Source organism: Oceanobacillus saliphilus (assembly GCF_023522835.1).
Classification (GTDB): domain Bacteria; phylum Bacillota; class Bacilli; order Bacillales; family Amphibacillaceae; genus Oceanobacillus; species Oceanobacillus saliphilus.
The window spans coordinates 327811-345010 of record NZ_JALCZU010000002.1; the positions used below are offsets into that span (position 1 = coordinate 327811).

Here is a 17200-nt window from a genome sequence, read left to right on the forward strand (position 1 = left end):
AAGAAACAAAAAGACATGGAAGCGTAGTTACAAGCTTCCATGTCTTTTTTAATCATCATCAATTACAAGTCTCTTTTCAAATCTAGATATATCCTTATCAGCTCCGATCACGATTAAAACGTCATCTTGCTGAAGCGAGTCATCAGCCCGTGGGGATACGTTGATATCACGGCCTCGCTTTATAGCAACAATGTTACATCCGTAATTGGCCCTGACATCTAGATCAATCAGTGATTTTCCTACCATCTTCTTTCCTGCTTTCACTTCCACAATACTATGTTCATCAGATAGTTCAAGATAATCGAGTATATTGCTGGAAATAATGTTATGTGCAAGCCTTCTACCCATGTCGCGCTCCGGGTGTACTACTTGATTAACGCCAATTTTATTCAATATCTTTTCATGATAATCATTTTGTGCTTTAACTGTAATTTTTTTGATTCCAAGATCAGTTAAAATTACTGCGGTCAAAATACTTGCTTGGATATTCTCACCAATAGCCACAATAACGTGATCGAAGTTTTTAATCCCTATTTCTTTCAACATATCTTCGTCCGTAGAGTCTGCAATAACTGCATGGTACGCAATATTTTTATACGCATTAACTCGATCTTCGTCATGATCGATTGCAAGAACCTGCATCCCCTCCCTGCTTAGTTCACGGCATATACTGCCACCAAACCGACCAAGACCGATAACAGCGAAATCTTTTTTCATATTTTATCCTCCATTAAAACTTACTCTATTCGTATGTGTCCAAAAAGTTGCCAAATCAGAAGTGATAAGATCAAGGCGAAGCTATAAGCAACCAAACGTATACAATTGATACGTGAGAAGCTAAAATGATAAGCCTACGAAGAGAATTGACGCTTATCATTTCGTTACTTTTCGAACAGCCTCTAGTAACAATCATACTCATTCAAAAGAAAAGGAGCAACCTTCAGTATGAAAGATTACTCCTTTTTTTGGATCAGATTGCATCCAGCATTGTAAACTGCGATTTTACCAGATCAAAATACTTTCCTTGTTTCTTCATTAATTCATCATGGCTGCCCTGCTCTAAAATCCGACCATGTTCCAACACGAAAATATTATCAGATTCCCGTATTGTCGATAATCGATGGGCAATTATTATGGATGTTCTGCCTTTGAGAAGTTTCCGTAATGCTCTTTGAATTTTCACTTCTGACTCTGTATCAATGCTCGCTGTTGCCTCATCAAGAATAATAATGCTTGGGTCAGCAAGCAGTGCTCTGGCAAACGATAGTAGTTGTCTCTCGCCAGCAGAAAGGATGTTACCTCGTTCTTCTACCTCTGTATGGTAGTCGTCAGCCAAGCGCTGGATAAAATCATCTGCACCTACTACTTTTGCAGCTTGAATCACCTCTTCATCGGTAGCGTTCGGTTTACCGAATCGGATATTCTCCATAATTGTCCCTGAGAAAATAAATGTATCCTGAAGCACAACACTTATCCTTTGACGTAAACTATCAAGCAAAACATCCCTTATATCATATCCATCCACTGTAACAGCACCAGAAGTTGGATCATAAAAACGACTGATTAGATTAGCTATGGTTGATTTTCCGCTGCCTGTATGGCCCACCAATGCAATGGTCTGCCCTTCCTCAATTTCGAGAGATATTTCATGTAATGCTACACGATCCTTATTATAGGAAAAACCAACACGGTCAAATTTAATGTGTCCCTTCATATCTTTAAACGTATAAGCATCCTTTTTTTCTTCCACATTTGGTTGCTCATCCAAAAACTCAAAAATCCGTTCAGAAGAGGCCATTGCCATGAGCAGTTGATTATACATCTGTCCAAGTCGTGAAATAGGCTCCCAAAACATTCCAAGGAAAAAGGCAAAGGATACGAATGTTCCAATTTCAATGCTTCCGTTCAAAATCAAGTACGCACCAAAAGCAATTAGAATTATTGTCCCTATTGCATCACAAATTTCAACCAATGGACGGAAAAAAGCACTTTTTCTTGCTGCATCTTTAAAGCTGTTGAAATAACCTTCATTAACGCCATTGAAAAACGCAGCATTTTCTTTTTCCTGTGAAAATGATTGGGTGATTCTCATACCTTGAATTCCCTCATTTAAATGAGAGTTCAGGCGCGATTGATGTGAACGAACGTCCTGCCAGGATCTTCTGATTGTTTTTCTGAGTTTAGTTGAGATAAAAAACATTAGTGGAATAACAATAATCACAGCCAAAGCAAGTGGCGGACTTAATACAAACAGGATTACGATAATTCCAAAAAGCATCACTGCATCCATCAACAGATTGATGATTCCGTTCGTAAAAAGCTCCTGCAATGAATTGATATCATTCAAGATTCGAACTAATATTGATCCTGCCGAACGGGTGTCAAAAAAACGGTGGGACAGTCGTTGAACATGTGAAAACAATTTTTGTCTAAGATCAAAAATTACATTCTGCCCCAGTATATTCACCCATTTTATCCGAAACGTGTTGGCGACAAAATTTATTAAGTACAGGATAGCGATTCCCATTACAAGGTATCCAAGCAATGAAAAGTCCTCTCCCATAATCGCCATATCAATTGCGACTTTACCTATTAATATAGGAACCGTTAAACGAATAATAGTCGATATGAGCATAGCTATGATTGCTGCTGGTAAATATGTTTTCGAATATGGTTTAACAAATTGGAGCAATCGCCCCATTTGTGACCAGTTAAATGGTTTATCGATTACCTGGTCAACTGTATAGGAAAACCGCAATAAATGACGGCTTTCTTCTTTATCCTGCTTATTTACCATTCAAGGTCCCCCTCCTTATCAACCTACTGTGTTCATGATTGCTTCACGATCTTGATATTGAATGTTGTAAATGCGCTCATATGGTCCTTTATGATTTAATAGATAATCATGTGTTCCGCGCTCCACAACTTTACCATCTTCCAGAACCAATATTTCATCTGCATGTTTTAAAGAAGAAATACGATGGGCAATAATAAATGTCGTTCTGCCTATCATCACTTCACGCAATGCTTTTTGAATGTTGAATTCCGTTTCCATATCAACCGCAGATGTCGCATCATCCAGGACGAGAATACTTGGATTAATGCAAATCGCACGTGCAATTGCTATTCTTTGCTTCTGGCCACCTGAGAGCCCCATGCCCCGTTCACCGAGCATCGTATCGTAACCATTAGGAAGTTCCGTAATGAATTCATGTGCCTGTGCTCTTTTTGCAGCTGCTATAATTTCTTTTTCTGAAATATCCGGCCTTCCGTAAGCAATGTTTGACTTGATCGATGTGGAGAACAAAAACGGTTCCTGCAAAACAAAGCCAATATGACTTCTTAGCGTTTTTAGTTTATAATCTGCTACTGGTCTTCCGTCAATCAGTACTTCCCCAACCTGTGGCTCATAGAACCTAGTGATTAACTGAGTAATACTCGTTTTTCCAGATCCAGTGGCACCAATCAGACCAATCACTTTTCCAGGAGGTGCATCAAAATTGATATCTTTTAATGCAGCATCATCATTTTCAATATAATTCAAGGAAACATGTTTGAAAGTCACATGACCTTTAATTGGATGGTCAACAGCATTCTCTATCTCAACAATATCTTCTTTAGCATCCAAAATCTCAATTAATCGTTCCCCTGATGCTTTTGCCTGTGAAAACTGGTTGACAATAAACCCAAGGTTCATTAATGGTCCAAGGATATACCATACAAGGCTGAAGAAGGCGACAAGTTCACCCAGTCCAAGCTTCCCCTCCATAACCAAATATCCACCAAAAGCCAGCAATGCAACAACACAAACATTGCCAATAAACTCCATAAACGGAAAATATTTTGCCCAAAGTTTCGATGTCTTTATATAATTTTGCCGATAGTTATCATTACTTGTAGAAAATCTTCCAATTTCAAAGTCTTCTCTTGATAAAGATTTTACTGTATTCATACCGCTAATGTTTTCTTGAACCCTTGTATTCAGCTTACCAAATGATTTTCTGATGTCTCTGAATGCTGGATGGACTCGTTTATCAAACTTAAAAACAACAATAGCCAGGAACGGAATTGCAGCCATCGTAACGAACGCTAGTGGAACCGAGTAATAAAACATAATACTTAAACTGATTGCAATCAGTAGTACCATTCTAATCAATTCTGCGAAGCCAACGGATAGAAAAAATCGGAACCCTTCAACATCAGCTGTCAAGCGTGACATAATATCCCCAGTCTTAGCATTATCGTAATACTTAAATGCCAATGCTTGGAGTTTATCATACAATGCCCTGCGCAGATGATAAACGGTTGTCATCCCAAAGAGGTCTCCTAAATATTGAAATATAAATGTGGAAAGACCTTTGACAACCATTAATCCAAGAAAGATGGCACATATCCATGGGATTAACTCATACCTATTCTGAAGAACAACTTCATCTATCGTCACTTGCAAGATAATTGGATATACAACTGTTATGCCTGTTACAAATAATAAAAAGAATAATGACCAAAAGAAGTATTTCTTGTGTGGCCAATAATATTGTTTTAGCTTTTTAAATGTAATCAAAAAAATCCCCCTCCCTGATCTAATTCACATACCATAATTATTAATATAACGGTTTCCGAAATAAATTGCTACACTTATTTTTAATTTTTTAAAATATTTCATAAATAATGTTGGTCTAAAATAAAAAATCACTCCTACAGCCTTGAAAGAGTGATTTGTCTAATATGATTTTCAGTTCGCTTTTATTCCAAAATTCGGCCCAGCCGTCTTCTTAACATTGCAATACCATTACGTCCGGACTGAAAATGTTTTAGTTCTCCTTCTTTCGTAAAAATAAAATAAGCAGGTACATATCTTATTTGAAACCTCCTAGATAACATTTCACTTTGATCTGCAAATAGCGGTTCCGTTATGTTGAATTTCTCTGCTTCTTTCTTAATACTTTCTATTTCTTTATCATCCTCTGTAAGTGGCGTGTGTATGCTTAACACCTGTAATTCACGTTTAAATTCATCACGCATTTGATTGATGAGTGGCATAGCCCTTTTGCACGTATGACAGCTCACTGACCAAAAATAAATAAGAGTAGGTTTATGTCCAATAAGATCCTCCGTCCGAATCCCTCTTGTATTTATCCACTCACCTTCTGCATGTAAATCCGGTATTTGATCCCGTAATTTCAAATCCAATTCCTCCCTTGTTATGAAAGAATATCTTTGCAGCATTCTTTATAAGTTCTTATTTTATATATGAAAGTAATAGAGATAATGACACAAGAACAAAAGCGAAAACGCCAGTTTAGGGACGGCGCTTGGAATTTCAATTGCTTATGACGGGAGTTTCTAGGAACCGGAGCTGGACGTGGCTGTTTATGTGTAAAAATTAATTGCTGCCAAAAATTTCTACCTTCCTAACTCAACTTTCGCATAAATTAAAAAGGCAGAGTCATGTCTATAAGAGACTGACTCTGCCTTTTTTTGGCTTATCCATTAACTTAATTTCTGATTTACCATTTGGCAAACTTCTTCAGCACTTTGCCCATGTGCATTAATTACTGGTCCAGCAATACTGGTGGTTTGCATTCCCATTACATCTTTATCCTGACCGGAAATAACACAGCAATCACAATGTGCTGCATCATTCTCAGTACGTAAGTCAATAATTTCGTGACCCATTTCCATTAATGCAGTTTTTACATCGGTCAATGTTCCTTCCACACCAATTCGTGCCATACGCGTTTCCTCCTCTGAACATGTACATTTACAATTGTAGTTTTTACAGAAAAGTACACATTATGCACGTTCGTTCGAGAGCGCATAAAACGTATTGATTACAGATTTCACACCAACTTCAAGTGCATCTTCATTTGGGTTTAGCATATTGTTATGCAATCCATAGGGAGAATCCACTCCCAACCAGAACATAAATCCTGGAATTTCTTTCAGCATATCTCCAAAGTCTTCACCTGTCATAGCCGCATTCGCTTCTATAAATGTAATATCATTTTCACCCATGCAATGACGAAATAGGTCTACATAGTTCCCTTGATTATAAACCTGATAATAATTAGCGCCATAGTCTACCGTGATTTTACACTCATGACTGATTTCAAATCCTCTCATGAGTTTTTCAAGTTTTTCTTTTATGATAAGAATAGTTTCAGGATGAAGTGTCCGGATTGTACCTTCAATTCTTGCCGTTTCTGCAATAGCATTTTGAACGACACCACTTTCCATCTTCCCTACTGTAATGACAGCACTGGTTAATGGATCTAACCCTCTTGATACGATTTGCTGCATTTGAACAATGAAATTGCTGGCTGCAACAGTCATATCACGTGTTAAATGCGGGTATGCAGCATGACCTCCAAGCCCCTTAAAATCAATAAACAATTCACTCGTATTGGCAAAGAGGAGTCCCTCACGAGATGACACCGTCCCAACAGGCAGTTCGGGAGCGATATGCAGTGCAAAAATAACGTCGGGTTTCCATTGTTGAAATTCCTCCGATTGAAGCATAGGCAACGCACCGCCTGGACCCTCTTCAGCCGGTTGAAAGATAAACACAACATCATCTTTTATTGGATGATGGATGATCTGTTCCAATGTCCCGAGTGCGATTGTCATGTGAAAATCATGACCACAAGCATGCATCCTGCCTTCATGTATTGATTTAAATGAAAAATCAGTGGATTCCTTAATTGGTAGACCATCCATGTCACTTCGGAAACCGATTGTCTGAGTTGAGGCTGTACCTGTAACTTTGACGAGAATCCCGGTTTTCCATGTTTTTATCGAAACGCGATCCGTCTTCATCTGTTCAATTTTACCAAGTAAATATTTCTGTGTCTTAAATTCCTGAAAACCTAATTCAGGAATCTGATGCAATTCTCTTCTTGTTTGCAGTAGTTCATATTTCTCCATCGTCATCGTCTGCTTAATTGTCCAGTTTACGAAGCTCTTGTTTAATTTCTGTTTTCGTTTTTGTTTGCTCATCAATTTCTTTTAATACTCTTGCTGGTGTTCCTCCAACAAGCGTATTTGGTGCTACATCCTGTGTAACAATTGCTCCTGCTGCTACAATGGCACCCTTGCCAACAGTTACTCCTTCAAGTACAACTACATTTGCACCGATTACCACATCATCTTCAATAATCACCGGTTTAGCAGATGGTGGCTCAATGACCCCTGCAAGTACAGTCCCAGCACCAATATGGCAATTTTTTCCTACAGTAGCCCGTCCACCTAAAACTGCATTCATATCAATCATTGTACCTTCTCCAATAACGGCACCGATATTAATGGAAGCACCCATCATAATAACTGCACCATCACCAATTTCCACTTGATCACGAATAATTGCACCAGGTTCAATCCGTGCGTTTATTCCTTTTAAATCAAGCATGGGAATTGCTGAATTTCTTCTATCGTTTTCGATAACATAATCTGTAATTGCATCCTTATTCGCTTCGATGAAAGCTTCGATTACGTTCCACTCTCCAAATAAAACACCACTGTTCTTTTCAACAAAGGCTTTAATCGTATCGTCGAAGGTTAGATGATTCAAATCACCTTTTATGTATACTTTAACTGGTGTACTTTTTTTACTATTTGAAATAAAGCTGATAATTTCATTGGCATCCATCATTTTCATGTCCAATTCCTCCTGATATTTATAATCTCTATCTTACTTTAGCAGACAGTATATTTACTCGCAAATATTTTAAGACAAAAGTACAAGCTTCTAGGATTCCAAAGTTGGGCATGACTTGTTCAGCAATGAAAAATCCTGCGGTGCTCTTACTCTAAAAAAAACAGCCTTCCGTTTGGAAAGGCTGATAATCACATTAATGTTTTTTGTACGAGTTGACATATATATTCTTTTTAATCTCTTTAAGGATGGCTCTTCTGGTCAATATGCCATCAAAGTATCCTTCCTTATCGACCAGGCAGATAAATGGATGGTCAATAACGGCATTTAGTCCGTCAAGAAGTGAATTTTCTCTTGTAAGCGTCGGAATATCCCTGTTCAATACTTCTTTAACCTTCATGGAGGAGAGTTTTTCAATTTCAAAATTTTCCAGTCCAAGGATTTGATTTAAAATGACCGTTTTACCAATAATTCCAACCAATTTATAAGATGCGTCCAAGACCGGAACTGCTGAGTATCCTGATTTAACGAGCACAAGCAATGCATGCTCCAAAGGGTTATTCAATTGCACATGGGCAACTTTTTCCGAGGGAATCAATAGATCGTTAATGGAAATTTCGGCTAGCTGCTTATCTTGAATAAGACTCATATATTCGCCCCCTTCATCAAAACTATCACAAACTTTAACCTAATACGAATTGCATAACATGTTAATCCTGATTATACACCGCTATACTAATTTTACCATATCACTTAATTTGAGACATCATTTATGGTTGCAAACAGTTGAAAATAACGTTCACACATCTTACAATATGAACATATGATCATATATTAAAGAGGTGTGGAATATTGCAATATAATACAATGGACGAACGTTTAATTGAAGACGTTTCCCAAATCTTTAAAGCTTTATCTGACCCAACCAGAATTAAAATATTGCATTTGCTTTTTCAAAAAGAATGCTCCGTTAATGAAATTGCTGAACAACTAAACATGAAGCAGTCCACCATCTCTCATCAATTAAAGTACTTGAAGCAATTACACTTGGTCAAAAAACGCAGGGATAAAACCATGGCATACTATTCGCCTGATGACTATCATGTCATGAACTTACTGGAGCAGACAATTGAGCATTCCAAACACACCAATTAGGAGGAATACTATGGGACACCATCATGATCATGATCATGGCCATCACCATACAACCAATACCCGTGTACTGTTCTGGAGCTTTATTCTTATTTTCTCGTTTATGATAGTCGAGGCAATTGGTGGGATTCTAACGAACAGTTTAGCCTTATTATCAGATGCAGGACATATGTTGAGTGATGCAGTTGCATTGGGGCTTAGTCTCCTCGCATTTAAAATCGGTGAAAAAAAAGCAACAGGTAATAAAACTTTTGGTTATCGACGATTCGAGATTATAGCTGCTTTTATTAACGGTATAACGCTGATAATCATTTCTCTCTATATATTCTATGAAGCCTTTCATCGTTTCGCCAATCCACCAAATGTAAGTGGCAATATGATGATAATCGCCTTTTTGGGACTTTGTATCAATATAGTAGTAGCCTGGCTGCTAATGCGTGGGGATTCAAAGGAAAACCTGAATATTCGTAGTGCACTATTTCACGTTATTGGTGATTTGCTTGGATCTGTTGGTGCCCTTCTTGCAGGTCTTTTTATCATTCTGTTCGGTTGGAATATTGCAGACCCAATAGCAAGTGTTCTCGTCGCAATTTTAATCGTTATTGCCGGATTCCGAATCACGAGGGATGCCACACATATTCTGATGGAGGGTAAACCGCATCATGTCAATATTGATTCCATGACAAAAGCCCTGGCAGAAATGGAAGACATTGAAGATGTACATGATGTGCATGTTTGGTCCATTACATCCGAGTTCACGTCCATGAGCTGCCATCTCGTAGTAAATAAATCAATAGACCGTGACAACATACTGAAAAAGGCTAATGAGTTGATTAAAAACCAGTTCCATATTTCTCATTGTACCATTCAGATTGAAGGGAATCATTCAGAGTTCCATAGTGATTGTAATTCCTGCAATTAACTCCAACAGGGGAATTATTAGGGGGTTAATAAATCAATATGCTTTAGCCCAAGCTGTCATTACTCCAATCTCATACTGAAATGGAACCTATTTTTTTGGTGTTAAGTTGGTAATCGTATTCAAGTAGGAAAAAGAGGAATTAACCGATGCATTTTTTGGTAATATAGACGGTGATTTAAACGTATTAACCGCTCCCTGCTTCGGTCAGTACGTTCTTTAGATCATTCATATCCATTAATTGATGCTAGTTTCATCGGTTGGTAAAGTCAATAATCCCTGATGATTTTAGTAATTGAATCATGACATCCATTGACACCTTTACAGTTTTTTATTTTTTTCAGTACATCGGTTTTCATATAGGCTGTCATTCATGCTATACTCAAATCATCTGTTTTTATGTTTTTTGAAAGGTATGACTTAACATGAACCGACGAACATTCTTAAAAAATTCACTTGGAAGTTTGCTTGCTTTTGTTGGTATTAGCGGTGGCACTTATTATTATTCCAGAAATATTGAACCCTCCTTGCTTAAAATAACAGAGGAAACTCTTTTTTCTCCTAAAATACATGCAGCATTTCATGATTTTAAAATTATTCAATTTTCCGATACGCACGTTGGCTTTCATTTCTCTCTTAATCAATTGGAAGAACTTGCAACTAAAATTAATTCTTTAAATCCTGATATCATTGTATTTACCGGAGACCTTGTCGATGAACCCAATAATTACAACTGGGACCCTAGACTTGCGAAAATACTACAATCATTGGAAGCAAATCAAGGGAAATATTGGATATATGGTAATCATGATCACGGTGGCTATGGGACAGACATCGTTCGAGAAGTAATGGAACAATCACAATTCCATCTTTTACAAAACAGTAATGTCCCCATAACGATAGATGACGCGCAAATAACACTTGCCGGAATCGATGATGTTATGCTCGGTGTCCCCGATTTGGATGAAGCTTTGCATGACACTGACCCCGAACTATTTACGATCCTTTTGGCCCATGAACCGGATTATGCAGACAAAGCATCCCATTATCCGATAGATGTTCAAATGTCCGGACACAGTCATGGCGGGCAGGTACGCTTCCCTTTTATAGGAGATTTATATACACCGGCATTTGCTGAAAATTATGTCCAGGGGAAATATTCCTTGAACAATGAACAATTGACCTTATATGTTAACAGCGGAATCGGCACAACAAGACTTCCTTACCGATTCCTTTGTAAACCTGAATTGCATGTTTATACACTTCAAAGTAAGAAATTATAACCTCAGGTGACAGGACAAGTCAAAATGTCATAAAGATTTCAATGATTGTCAAATAGGTAAACATAGTTAATGTTATAATAAATTTGAATCAAATTATCTATATGAATTGTTGAGAAAGGACGTTTTCATGAAGCATTTATTGATAATAATCGGACTTAGTATTTTTCTTACTGCTTGTGGAGGATACCCTATCGAAACAACAATGTCAGAGGATGTTGGCGATTTTGAATTCACAACACAGGATAACGGAACACTAAGCCTTCATGATTTAGAAGGTGATTGGTGGATTGCTGATTTCATTTTTACAAATTGTACAACCGTATGCCTGCCAATGACATCCAACATGGCAACTTTGCAGTCAAAGCTGGACGAAGAGGGTATTGATGCCCAGCTCGTTTCCTTTAGCGTAGATCCAGAATTTGATAGTCCTGAAGTACTGAAAGCTTATGGAGAAAGTTATAATGCTGATTTCAGTAATTGGACATTCCTCACTGGCTATGATTTTCAAACAATTAAGGAACTATCTATTAAGTCATTTAGAAACTTTGTTCAAGAAGCACCAGAGGGAACAGATCAGGTTACACATGGCACTTCCTTTTTCCTTGTAAGTCCTGAAGGTGAAGTCATTAAAAATTACAGTGGCGTAGATTCGGCTGCTCTTGATACTATCATTGAAGATTTGAAAAAAGTTCAATAATAGGAGGAAGAGTTAAAATGTTATGTTTATTTTGACTCTTCTTTTTATATTCTATTTGCTACTGGACATGCTTTACGATACGATAGATATATAGCTAATATATAGAAAGGAGATATGTCCATGAATCAGGAAATTCCTCTGCAACATTTGGCGCAGGCCGTATTCACTATTAATCGACACGCAAAAACAGCCCCAGAACCGCAACATCTATACCAAATAAAAAAAGACACAATAAGCAAGCTGTTGAAAGAAAAGAAGGCTGAAAAAGTAGGGCTTCATTTCTCTGACCATCCGAAACTCAGTAATCAGCATTCTACATTACTTGTTAAAGTCGATAATTATTATTTTCATATACCTCCTTCTAAAGAAGACTTCAAAACCCTGAAACATCTCGGATCCCTTGACCAAAACTATCGGAATCCCCAAACCAAGATGTCATTGTCTCAGGCCAAAAGAATTGTCTATCAATATATTGACTGGAAACCCGAAAAGAAACCAAAACCCAGGCAAAAACGATATACTTCTTCCTACTATACCCCTTCCTCTCTTGGGAAAATGGAATGGCCACCAACTAAATAATATAAATTTTGTATTCTCCCCCTCCTTTATTGATGTTTCACTACCTTGTTATTAAGGGTACTCATCATATAAAGGAGGCGGTAAAATGAAACTACAGGATTTCGTATATGAGCTTCATCGTTATGCCGATCAGACACATGTCTTAAAGGATAAATTTGAAAAATTATCCGATACCGAGAAAAAACTGGTAATGGATGCTGCGCCACCTGGTCTCTCTACACCTGAAGAATATTTCCAGCCTGTATATCAATGGTTGGAAACGGTCAATAAACTAATGGAAAACTAATAGAAGCGCATAACAGCTATAGACACTGTTATGCGCTTCTATTAATTTGTTTTCCTTATAAAACGTCCAATCAATATCGACATGGACAGCATAATACCGAAAATAGCCATACTTTGTAAAGTAAATTTTATACCATCGATCGTATGAAATCTTTCCACGAAAAACGAAATAGTAACAATAGATAACAATACAAGAATGCTACTGATCAAATAGTTAAGGAATATACCTAATTTTAACTTTACAGCCCATTGTATAATCGGCTTCATACAATAATAGATGATGATGATGCCTACTAAAGAGCAGAATATGTATACATAATCCTTAACGATGCCTACGTTTCCTATATGAATGAATTGCATGAATCTGTTAAGCCCCAAATGAACTACCTTCTTCCTGAAAAATGTAGACAAGTTGGTGAACAATTATGTTCAGCTACGCAATGAATTACTCCTTTTCCTACGATAAACATTCTTTACCTGCATTTATATAAATATACATTTAGTTGCCATTTAGTTGTTCTAACTCAACTTTCGCATAGTAAAAATGGCAACTAAACCTAGGTAAACTAGGAGGGTAATTATCAATGATTTTCTAAGTTTAGCCCTATTAAACGGTTTAACCTATTTTATTGGTACGGAAGTTGAGTTATAATCACTAATAAATACGATATATAGTTGGGAGGTCATATTTCTTTGAGGAAATACGCTATATTAATTATTGTTGGCGCAGCATTATGGGGGACGATTGGCTGGTTTGTCAAACATTTGTATGAATTCGGATTTACTCCTATGGAAGTTGTCACTTTGCGGGCCTGGTCTTCTGCAATTATATTGATTACATATATGTTTGCTGTTTCTCCAAAAAACCTTGCCTTGAAGTCAATAGGCGATATCAACTATTTTATAGGAACAGGTATTTTTAGTATCATATTTTTTAATTACTGTTTATTTACGGCAATTGAGTTGTCCACAATCCCAATCGCTACTGCTTTACTCTATACTGCTCCAGCTTTCGTCACAATCATCTCTTTCTTTGTTTTTAAGGAACCTTTTACAGGAGCCAAAGTGACTGCTTTAGCACTCACACTTCTCGGAACCTGTCTAGTAGTCGGTTTAACTCCTAATAGTATTCAAAGCCTGGAATTTACAGCTGTTATATTGGGGCTTGGTTCTGGATTGGGATATGCGCTCTACAGTATTTTCAGCAAATTTGCGCTAAAGAAATATTCAAGTTTAAACGTTACTACATTTACTTTTATTGTAGCTGCTGTTACCCTTACGCCATTTTTCCCGTATAAAGAAAAATCATATCTGCTATTAGATCCATCTGTTCTATTCTATGCAATTGGACTGGGACTTTTACCTACTGCAATTGCTTATATTGTTTATACCTATGGCTTACAGTATATCGAAGCTTCAAAGGCATCTATACTATCGACGATTGAACCCGTAGTTGCGACACTTATAGGTATATTTATTTTTCTCGAGCCCTTTACGTTCATACAGACGATTGGCATGGGTTGTATTATAGGTGCTGTCCTATTAATTCAACTAGCTGGAAACAGAAAATTACCAATGAAACTGGAAAAGCAGAAATGACCTTGTGTCATCCCTGCTTTTATCACTTACTTATTGATTTCTAGCTCTTTACGCTGTTTCTTCGCCAGCGCTTCCTGTTTTTTCTCTAAACGAAGCTCTATTTGTGTTATACTTTCTTCATCATTTAGAAGCTCTTGTCTATTTTGCTTAACCAATTGTTCAAAGTTCAATGTTTTCGGTCTCATATGCTACACTCCTTATTATGTTCTAATTATATTATACCCTATTTTTATGGTTATAAATCGAAATTGTTTGAACATTTTATTAAGTTTTTGTCACATAATAGGAAATATTTATGAAAAGGCGGTTATTATATGGATTATCTATTGAATAAAAATGTTAAAAATATCGAAATTTCGGGAATACGCAAATTTTTTAATATGGTTGCTGATGAAAAAGACGTTGTCTCCCTCACAATTGGACAACCTGATTTCCATACACCAGACTACGTGAAAAATGCAGCTTCTGAAGCAATTTTCAAAAATAAGACAACCTATACAAGCAACGCAGGTATAATTGAATTAAGAGAGGCTATTTCAAAATTCAATGAAACGAATTATGGAATCCGTTTCGATCCTCTATCAGAAATCATCGTTACAACCGGCGCATCCCAGGCAATTGATATTACATTCCGAACAATATTATCTCCTGGAGATGAAGTTATTCTGCCCGGTCCCATCTATCCAGGCTATGAACCTTTAATCACACTTGCTGGAGCGAAAACAGTCTATGCAGATACGACCAAAACAGGATTTAAATTAACAAAAGAGACCTTGGAACAGCATATTACCGATAAGACAAAATGCGTAGTTCTCCCCTACCCATCCAATCCAACAGGTGCATCTTTTTCCAGGGAAGAACTGCGGGAACTGACAGAAGTTTTGAAAGGAAGAGATATATTTATTCTGGCAGATGAAATATATAGTGAGCTTGTTTTTGAAAACCGACACTACTCGATAGCGAGTTTTGACTCCATCAAAGACAAAACAATTGTCATAAACGGATTATCAAAATCACACTCCATGACAGGATTCCGAATTGGATATGTACTTGCTCCGAAATGGCTTTGCAAGCACATTCTGAAAGTACATCAGTATAATGTGACCTGTGCTTCCTCTATTAGCCAATATGCTGCATTGGAAGCATTGACAAACAACTCGAACAGTACCAGAATTATGCGGGAAGCATACAGAAAAAGAAGGGATTATGTGTATGACAGGCTGAAGAAGATGGGACTTGAAGTGAATAATCCGGAGGGAGCTTTTTACTTTTTCCCTAAATTTCCAATTAGAGAAATGTCTTCTTTTGAGTTGGGACTTGCGCTTGTTCGTGATGCTAAAGTAGCACTTGTACCAGGTGATAGTTTTTCCAGTCTTGGCGAAGGTTATATGAGACTTTCGTATGCTTACGATATGGATACGATCATACAGGGGCTGAATCGTTTAGAAACATTCTTGAATAATACGACGTTACGTTAAATCGTTATTGTGATTCCATTGATAGTTAATCAGTGATCTGGGTGTGTTTGACTTCTTCATATAAATTAAGCAGCAAATCCAGTTCCTGACTGATTTCGACAGACTCGATATTGGTAAAACCCTTTTCCATCGCCACCTCAGTCATTTTATTTCTGAGGAATTCAATGCGATCAAGTATATCTTCTATTGTATTCATTTTAAATTAAGCCTCTCTATTTTGAAATTTAATGTCTGCTATTTATCCTAGTCGGATTTTAAATAAAAAATGATTTATAACTGTATGAGTCTATGCTACTATTAAAATGAAACTTGTAAAGGAAGGATGACTTCTGTGTCGGAAGCAAAGAAGAAAAATGAATGGTTTGAATGGACGAAAGCAATCATCATTGCCGTTTTAATAGCAGTTTTCCTTAGAACTTTTATCTTTGCAACTTCTATCGTAGAAGGTGAAAGTATGGATCCTACTTTAAAGCATGGAGAAAGAGTAATATTCAATAAAATTATTTATATTCTGGATCAGCCTGACCGCGGAGACGTTGTCATTATTCAAAGACCAACAAAAAACTATGTTAAAAGGGTAATAGGATTACCTGGTGAAACAATCCAATTAAACGGAAATGATTTAATCATAAATGGTGAGGAATATATCCAAACATTTTTAACTGAGGATGCTATGTACAAAACCGGAAAGTTCGGGCCTATTCAAATACCGGATGACAGTTATTTTGTAATGGGTGATAATCGCTTAATCAGTAAGGATAGCAGAAACGGCCTCGGATTTATTCATGAAGATGAAATCATTGGAAGATCGGAGTTAATTATATATCCATTTAGTGAATGGTCACTGACAAAATAATATTAATAAGGGCGGCTAGATGCTACAATTGCCCTCTTTTATTTTTAACTTATCTATACCGACATCAATGGCCATGTTGACCTCCGCTTCAAGAATACGGATGAAGAAACGCAGGGCGCATTGCTAATATCGTTTAACTGTCGTATAAGCACGATTCTGTTCAAGGGGCGTTATGTCATACCATTGGCAAGAATAATACAACTTTCCTATGTACATAAGTACAACTTGGCTATCACCGTTAAGCTTGGTGACAGCCAAGTTTGTTTCTACTGGGATAAACACTCAAAGGTGGGGATACGTATTCTTCCCCTCGTCCTTGAGTATGTTTCACTTTTATTATTTTTCGTTGTCAAGAAGACAGTATCCAATGTTTAGTGCAAGAATCCCAAAGCAAACTACTCCAAATAATAACTCCATAAAATGGCACCCCTTTCATTATCCCTAACACCTAAATACTTAAATGATATATATAATAATTCAACTCTCTTTATAATACCAATAACCCCACCCTAAATAAAGTAAAATATGATAAAATTATTAAGAAAAGTATAGCGGGCTTGCCCAGCGACGTAGGGCATATGCAGGAGGCCGCAGAGCGCATGGGTTTTGCGCTCGGAATGTCTCATGCTTATGACTGGAGTCGCTAGCCCACGCGACACTGGACAAAGAAAAGTATAGCGGGCTTGCCCAGCGACGTA

Annotated in this window: 20 protein-coding genes; 9 read left to right on the forward strand and 11 right to left on the reverse strand. The window is 37.2% G+C overall.

The window, feature by feature from the left end; all coding sequences use genetic code 11:
* Nucleotides 1-48 precede the first annotated feature (48 nt).
* The 8 genes from MN204_RS04695 to cbpB all read right to left on the reverse strand — a co-directional run bounded on the left by MN204_RS04695 (nucleotide 49) and on the right by cbpB (nucleotide 8303).
* Entirely contained in the window at nucleotides 49-717 is a 669-nt protein-coding gene (locus tag MN204_RS04695) for a potassium channel family protein (RefSeq protein WP_249869923.1), read from the reverse strand.
* Nucleotides 718-970: 253 nt separating this feature from the next.
* Nucleotides 971-2797 carry an ABC transporter ATP-binding protein gene (locus MN204_RS04700; protein WP_249869924.1) on the reverse strand — a complete coding sequence of 609 codons (1827 nt, stop codon included), beginning with the start codon at nucleotides 2795-2797 and terminating at the stop codon, nucleotides 971-973.
* Nucleotides 2798-2815: 18 nt separating this feature from the next.
* On the reverse strand, nucleotides 2816-4564 hold the full coding sequence (locus tag MN204_RS04705; protein ID WP_249869925.1) for an ABC transporter ATP-binding protein: 1749 nt from the start codon (nucleotides 4562-4564) through the stop codon (nucleotides 2816-2818).
* Nucleotides 4565-4746: 182 nt separating this feature from the next.
* On the reverse strand, nucleotides 4747-5187 hold the full coding sequence (locus tag MN204_RS04710; RefSeq protein ID WP_249869926.1) for a TlpA family protein disulfide reductase: 441 nt from the start codon (nucleotides 5185-5187) through the stop codon (nucleotides 4747-4749).
* 306 nt (nucleotides 5188-5493) lie between these two features.
* Nucleotides 5494-5736: a YkuS family protein gene (locus MN204_RS04715; protein WP_249869927.1), complete on the reverse strand. Its 243-nt coding sequence runs from the start codon at nucleotides 5734-5736 to the stop codon at nucleotides 5494-5496.
* A gap of 60 nt (nucleotides 5737-5796) precedes the next feature.
* Nucleotides 5797-6927, reverse strand: a complete 1131-nt coding sequence (locus tag MN204_RS04720; protein WP_249870241.1) for an N-acetyldiaminopimelate deacetylase — start codon at nucleotides 6925-6927, stop codon at nucleotides 5797-5799.
* Between the two features lie 13 nt (nucleotides 6928-6940).
* Nucleotides 6941-7657 carry a 2,3,4,5-tetrahydropyridine-2,6-dicarboxylate N-acetyltransferase gene (dapD, locus tag MN204_RS04725; RefSeq protein WP_249869928.1) on the reverse strand — a complete coding sequence of 239 codons (717 nt, stop codon included), beginning with the start codon at nucleotides 7655-7657 and terminating at the stop codon, nucleotides 6941-6943.
* A gap of 193 nt (nucleotides 7658-7850) precedes the next feature.
* A complete protein-coding gene (cbpB, locus tag MN204_RS04730; RefSeq protein ID WP_249869929.1) occupies nucleotides 7851-8303 on the reverse strand; it encodes a cyclic-di-AMP-binding protein CbpB in 453 nt (150 codons plus the stop codon).
* Nucleotides 8304-8521: 218 nt separating this feature from the next.
* Here cbpB and MN204_RS04735 point away from each other — a divergent pair, with 218 nt between their 5' ends.
* The 6 genes from MN204_RS04735 (at nucleotide 8522) to MN204_RS04760 (ending at nucleotide 12570) form a co-directional block, all read left to right on the forward strand.
* Nucleotides 8522-8809, forward strand: coding sequence for an ArsR/SmtB family transcription factor (locus MN204_RS04735; protein WP_249870242.1), 288 nt, complete (start codon nucleotides 8522-8524; stop codon nucleotides 8807-8809).
* Between the two features lie 10 nt (nucleotides 8810-8819).
* On the forward strand, nucleotides 8820-9728 hold the full coding sequence (locus tag MN204_RS04740) for a cation diffusion facilitator family transporter (RefSeq protein ID WP_249869930.1): 909 nt from the start codon (nucleotides 8820-8822) through the stop codon (nucleotides 9726-9728).
* A 422-nt stretch (nucleotides 9729-10150) separates the two neighbouring features.
* Nucleotides 10151-11008 carry a metallophosphoesterase gene (locus MN204_RS04745; RefSeq protein ID WP_249869931.1) on the forward strand — a complete coding sequence of 286 codons (858 nt, stop codon included), beginning with the start codon at nucleotides 10151-10153 and terminating at the stop codon, nucleotides 11006-11008.
* Nucleotides 11009-11135: 127 nt separating this feature from the next.
* A complete protein-coding gene (locus MN204_RS04750) occupies nucleotides 11136-11705 on the forward strand; it encodes an SCO family protein (protein WP_249869932.1) in 570 nt (189 codons plus the stop codon).
* Between the two features lie 120 nt (nucleotides 11706-11825).
* Nucleotides 11826-12284, forward strand: a complete 459-nt coding sequence (locus MN204_RS04755; RefSeq protein WP_249869933.1) for a YkyB family protein — start codon at nucleotides 11826-11828, stop codon at nucleotides 12282-12284.
* Between the two features lie 85 nt (nucleotides 12285-12369).
* Nucleotides 12370-12570, forward strand: a complete 201-nt coding sequence (locus tag MN204_RS04760; RefSeq protein ID WP_249869934.1) for a hypothetical protein — start codon at nucleotides 12370-12372, stop codon at nucleotides 12568-12570.
* Nucleotides 12571-12611: 41 nt separating this feature from the next.
* Here MN204_RS04760 and MN204_RS04765 read toward each other — a convergent pair whose 3' ends face one another.
* A complete protein-coding gene (locus tag MN204_RS04765) occupies nucleotides 12612-12947 on the reverse strand; it encodes a hypothetical protein (RefSeq protein WP_249869935.1) in 336 nt (111 codons plus the stop codon).
* Between the two features lie 315 nt (nucleotides 12948-13262).
* Here MN204_RS04765 and MN204_RS04770 point away from each other — a divergent pair, with 315 nt between their 5' ends.
* On the forward strand, nucleotides 13263-14168 hold the full coding sequence (locus MN204_RS04770) for a DMT family transporter (RefSeq protein ID WP_249869936.1): 906 nt from the start codon (nucleotides 13263-13265) through the stop codon (nucleotides 14166-14168).
* Between the two features lie 26 nt (nucleotides 14169-14194).
* Here the strand turns inward: MN204_RS04770 and MN204_RS04775 are convergent, their stop codons facing one another.
* Nucleotides 14195-14353 (reverse strand): FbpB family small basic protein, encoded by a 159-nt coding sequence (locus MN204_RS04775; protein ID WP_249869937.1) that lies wholly within the window; start codon nucleotides 14351-14353, stop codon nucleotides 14195-14197.
* Nucleotides 14354-14482: 129 nt separating this feature from the next.
* On the opposite strand from MN204_RS04775, the gene MN204_RS04780 reads away from it, so the two are divergent.
* Nucleotides 14483-15646: an aminotransferase A gene (locus tag MN204_RS04780; protein WP_249869938.1), complete on the forward strand. Its 1164-nt coding sequence runs from the start codon at nucleotides 14483-14485 to the stop codon at nucleotides 15644-15646.
* A gap of 25 nt (nucleotides 15647-15671) precedes the next feature.
* On the opposite strand, the gene MN204_RS04785 is transcribed toward MN204_RS04780, so the two are convergent.
* On the reverse strand, nucleotides 15672-15842 hold the full coding sequence (locus MN204_RS04785) for an aspartyl-phosphate phosphatase Spo0E family protein (RefSeq protein WP_249869939.1): 171 nt from the start codon (nucleotides 15840-15842) through the stop codon (nucleotides 15672-15674).
* Between the two features lie 135 nt (nucleotides 15843-15977).
* Here MN204_RS04785 and lepB point away from each other — a divergent pair, with 135 nt between their 5' ends.
* Nucleotides 15978-16502, forward strand: a complete 525-nt coding sequence (lepB, locus tag MN204_RS04790) for a signal peptidase I (protein ID WP_249869940.1) — start codon at nucleotides 15978-15980, stop codon at nucleotides 16500-16502.
* The last annotated feature ends 698 nt before the right edge of the window (nucleotides 16503-17200 follow it).

Coding starts and splice junctions, on each gene's coding strand:
- MN204_RS04695 (WP_249869923.1), bottom strand. CDS start 717: ATGAAAAAAGATTTCGCTGTTATCGGTCTTGGTCGGTTTGGTGGCAGT.
- MN204_RS04700 (WP_249869924.1), bottom strand. CDS start 2,797: ATGGTAAATAAGCAGGATAAAGAAGAAAGCCGTCATTTATTGCGGTTT.
- MN204_RS04715 (WP_249869927.1), bottom strand. CDS start 5,736: ATGGCACGAATTGGTGTGGAAGGAACATTGACCGATGTAAAAACTGCA.
- MN204_RS04720 (WP_249870241.1), bottom strand. CDS start 6,927: ATGGAGAAATATGAACTACTGCAAACAAGAAGAGAATTGCATCAGATT.
- dapD (WP_249869928.1), bottom strand. CDS start 7,657: ATGAAAATGATGGATGCCAATGAAATTATCAGCTTTATTTCAAATAGT.
- cbpB (WP_249869929.1), bottom strand. CDS start 8,303: ATGAGTCTTATTCAAGATAAGCAGCTAGCCGAAATTTCCATTAACGAT.
- MN204_RS04735 (WP_249870242.1), top strand. CDS start 8,522: ATGGACGAACGTTTAATTGAAGACGTTTCCCAAATCTTTAAAGCTTTA.
- MN204_RS04740 (WP_249869930.1), top strand. CDS start 8,820: ATGGGACACCATCATGATCATGATCATGGCCATCACCATACAACCAAT.
- MN204_RS04745 (WP_249869931.1), top strand. CDS start 10,151: ATGAACCGACGAACATTCTTAAAAAATTCACTTGGAAGTTTGCTTGCT.
- MN204_RS04750 (WP_249869932.1), top strand. CDS start 11,136: ATGAAGCATTTATTGATAATAATCGGACTTAGTATTTTTCTTACTGCT.
- MN204_RS04755 (WP_249869933.1), top strand. CDS start 11,826: ATGAATCAGGAAATTCCTCTGCAACATTTGGCGCAGGCCGTATTCACT.
- MN204_RS04760 (WP_249869934.1), top strand. CDS start 12,370: ATGAAACTACAGGATTTCGTATATGAGCTTCATCGTTATGCCGATCAG.
- MN204_RS04775 (WP_249869937.1), bottom strand. CDS start 14,353: ATGAGACCGAAAACATTGAACTTTGAACAATTGGTTAAGCAAAATAGA.
- MN204_RS04780 (WP_249869938.1), top strand. CDS start 14,483: ATGGATTATCTATTGAATAAAAATGTTAAAAATATCGAAATTTCGGGA.
- MN204_RS04785 (WP_249869939.1), bottom strand. CDS start 15,842: ATGAATACAATAGAAGATATACTTGATCGCATTGAATTCCTCAGAAAT.